Genomic DNA, 3377 nt, shown 5'->3' with positions numbered 1-3377 from the left:
GGATAAAAATACGCCGCCAGAGTGGACGAGTAAACAAAAGCTCTCATAGTGGTGGATTTCGTTGATTTTATTTAAGTGGAAGAGTATGATGAAATGAAACTTAATAAGCATCGAATGATACGTTGTCCTGCAACGTATTTATTTTGTGTTAAAACTTAAAGTAAAGTTTTTATCATAACTGGGAACAATGTTATTTTAAAAGGTTTTCTAATTTTGCTGTTATAGGAACAGAGGAGTCTTTATCATGTCAGAGTTGTTAAATAACATCGTGCAAACGTATGCTCAATTTTTTGACTGGCATATGTGGGTGGAGGTTTTATCCGACCCTGTGAGCTGGGGGTTGATCGGAACGCTCGTCTTAATGGAAGGATTGCTATCAGCGGATAACGCACTGGTATTAGCTGTAATGGTCAGGCACCTTCCTCAAAAACAACGGAAAAAAGCATTATTTTACGGTTTGTTTGGTGCTTATGCTTTTAGATTTATAGCGATTGGAATCGGTGTTTTCCTCATAAAGCTTTGGTGGGTGAAGGTGATTGGAGCCGCCTACCTTGGTTGGCTCTCGTTTAAATACTTTAGGGATAAAAGAAAAAAACAAGCTGGGATCGACGAAGATATTCAGGGAATGAGTAAAAACAGCATACTGATCCGAATGTTTGGTACTTTATGGGGAACGGTTGCGGCAGTGGAATTGATGGATATAGCATTTTCCGTCGATAGTGTCTTGGCCGCTTTCGGAGTGAGTGAAAAAGTCTGGGTCCTTTTGACAGGCGGAATGATTGGTGTCTTGATGATGCGGGGAGTGGCCGGAGTATTTCTAAAATTGATAGATAAGGTTCCAGAATTGGAAACCGCCGCTTATGTCCTTATCGGATTCATTGCAATAAAAATGTTAATGGCAGTTGCAGGGATCGAAATCCCGCCTGCGATCTTTTTTGTCTTTATATTACTGATTTTCGGCACTACAATGGTGTATCATTTGAAGAAAGGGAAAAAGGTCAAGGAACATGGCTGAGCGCCATTTAAAAAGCTGTCATCAAAATGATGTCAGCTTTTTTTCGCCAAAGTTTCGGAATGGTCTCATCCCGAAGCCCTTTTCCGATTTTCCATAAAAAAGTTCATTGTTTAAGAATCAAATTAAATGAAGAATTTAAAAATTATGTTTTTTCTAAATCTGTTAGTAGGATCAGATGAATATGCCTCATTTATTGATGAAGATGTCAAAACCTTCATCAAAAATATAAAACAAAAGCCTGGTAAAGATATATGGTTAATTGGCGGAGGAAACTTAGCTCGTGAATTTTTCAAAGAAAATTTGAGTAATATCATCTCCGATATAAAGGGAGATTCCTTTCCCTAAAATAATAGGTGGAATGGCTAGTTGGAATTCATCTGTGAATTTCAAATTAACCAAAGTACAAAAATTAGGTCAACTGGCAATGCTTCATTATATTAAAAAATAATCACTCTCTTCGCCCGCAGGAGTCTCGTACACCTCTTCCGATCAACTGGAACGTTTTTTTGAGGGATAGTAAATCTGAGCGTTGATTTCCACTCCAGGCACTCGCTTTCCGCGGGCGGTCCGGGAGCCTCCTCGGCGCTCGCCTGCGGGGTCTCCCTTGGCCACGCTTTTCCCGCAGGAGTCTCGTACCTTACGTTCCAATCAACTGGAATGTTTTTTAAATGAAAACTACAGGGTAACTCGCTTTTCTTCTAAATTGTCTTCAGTCTGGCGATTTGAATGGTCTCAACCCTAACCATGTCTTGCTTTTTTATGGATGAAACCCTCATAGGATTGAAGAAATTTGCGACACTCCTGCCGAATAACTGGCTAGCCGAGACCCCACAGACGCTTGCGTCGAGGAGGCTTGGCAGACAGTCGGCGGAAAGGGAGCGGATTTCTGAAATCAACTGAAATGTTAATACAAAGAAAAAATTGAAGGTGAAAGGCTTTTTCTTCGAGTTCACCTACAGTTTAAAGCTGACATCAAAAATGATGTCAGCTTTTTTTATGGAAAATATCAAGTATTTGAAGAAGAGCGGTAAATGTAGTGAAAAAAAGCAAAGGCAATAAAAAGTTAAGCCATAGAGAAGATAGTAGCGGATGCAGCAGTATGCCAAAGAAAATGGAGAACAGAAAAAGGTCGAGAATGATAAACACTTTTAAACTGTAAATATCAAGGACTTCTTCAGCAAGTTCATGTTGCTCATTCAAGATGGCTTTTTTATTGTTGGTTTCCATGCGATCACCTTAAACCTTTTACGATTATATATATTTGATATATGAAAACCGCGGATCAATGGTTCTTCTCGGGATGAATGTGCAACCAAAATTACCAAAAAAACATAGAACTTTTACATTTAGGCAATATGTTATACTAATATAATAGTATGTAAGATTTAGAGATTTTAAATAACATATATTTTCTTAACGATACATGAAGAATGAAGAAAGGGGAGAAGAGTATGAAAAGGAAGAAATGGTGGTTATCCATATTAGCATTGTTTGTCTTTTTACTCTCAATGCTCTCCTATTCATTAGCGAAAGATGATGGGGTAAAATGGCGGAATTTACCCAAAGATAATCTTTTAAGACAAGCTGAACTTTTTAAGGGAAATAAAGAATTGCAAAGAATATTTTTATTTCCAGAAGAGGAGTACGATCAAGGGGAAGCACTGAAAATTGCGGGAACCATTAATAAATTGCCTCATTCACTTTTGGTGAAAACAGCGGAAAGTGGTGTGAGGATCAAACTATTCGATGGCGATATAACAGAAAATCAATCCGCGGCCAAATTAAAGGGGATAACTCCGCGTGGTTATTTGAATAAAGAAACAACTTGGGATGATGTGCCTGGTATGGGCGGATCACATACGGTATTGGTTAAAATCGGGGCGAGTGACAAGGGCAACGGGCATGGCTCGGTTAATTTGGAACTGCATGAGCTGGGGCACTCCATTGATAATATAGTGTTTGATGGAATCCGTGATGACATGGATTATTTGAAGATTTGGGGCAAGGAAGTGGATGGGCTGTTTCCAGGGATTACGTATTTTTCCAACTACCCTGAGGAATATTTTGCAGAAACGTTCGCCATGTTTTATGTGAACCATGAACAAAATCAATTGCTTAGACAAAAAGCACCCGAGACTTATAATTTTATTAAACAATTAGATTAAACATTGGGCAATAATACGTTAAAATAAGGAGAATGAAAGTAGAAAAGGTGGTTTATCATGAAGCAATATTTAGATTTATGTAAGCATGTACTCGAAAATGGAACGCAAAAAGGTGATCGTACGGGGACAGGAACGATCAGTACCTTTGGATATCAAATGAGATTCAATTTAAAAGATGGATTCCCTGTACTTACAAC

Annotated in this window: 5 protein-coding genes; 4 read left to right on the top strand and 1 reads right to left on the bottom strand. The window is 38.5% G+C overall.

What is annotated here, in order from left to right; genetic code table 11:
* The first annotated feature begins 244 nt into the window (after positions 1-244).
* On the top strand, positions 245-1015 hold the full coding sequence (locus AC1DVB_RS26120; protein ID WP_239858350.1) for a TerC family protein: 771 nt from the start codon (positions 245-247) through the stop codon (positions 1013-1015).
* Between the two features lie 126 nt (positions 1016-1141).
* Complete coding sequence (locus tag AC1DVB_RS26115) at positions 1142-1360, top strand: hypothetical protein (RefSeq protein WP_477591694.1); 219 nt, start codon at positions 1142-1144, stop codon at positions 1358-1360.
* A 639-nt stretch (positions 1361-1999) separates the two neighbouring features.
* Here AC1DVB_RS26115 and AC1DVB_RS26110 read toward each other — a convergent pair.
* A complete protein-coding gene (locus AC1DVB_RS26110; protein ID WP_048686776.1) occupies positions 2000-2242 on the bottom strand; it encodes a hypothetical protein in 243 nt (80 codons plus the stop codon).
* Between the two features lie 224 nt (positions 2243-2466).
* Here AC1DVB_RS26110 and AC1DVB_RS26105 point away from each other — a divergent pair, with 224 nt between their 5' ends.
* Together AC1DVB_RS26105 and AC1DVB_RS26100 are read left to right on the top strand one after the other, a co-directional pair.
* Complete coding sequence (locus tag AC1DVB_RS26105) at positions 2467-3180, top strand: anthrax toxin lethal factor-related metalloendopeptidase (RefSeq protein ID WP_057277317.1); 714 nt, start codon at positions 2467-2469, stop codon at positions 3178-3180.
* Between the two features lie 57 nt (positions 3181-3237).
* The coding region (locus tag AC1DVB_RS26100) for a thymidylate synthase (protein WP_477591696.1) at positions 3238-3377 on the top strand (140 nt) is incomplete at its 3' end.

The sequence above is a fragment of the Peribacillus sp. P4_D6 genome (genome assembly GCF_056401795.1).
The sequence above is the reverse complement of the archived record's forward strand: the minus strand, read 5'-3'. Positions and strand labels throughout refer to the sequence as shown.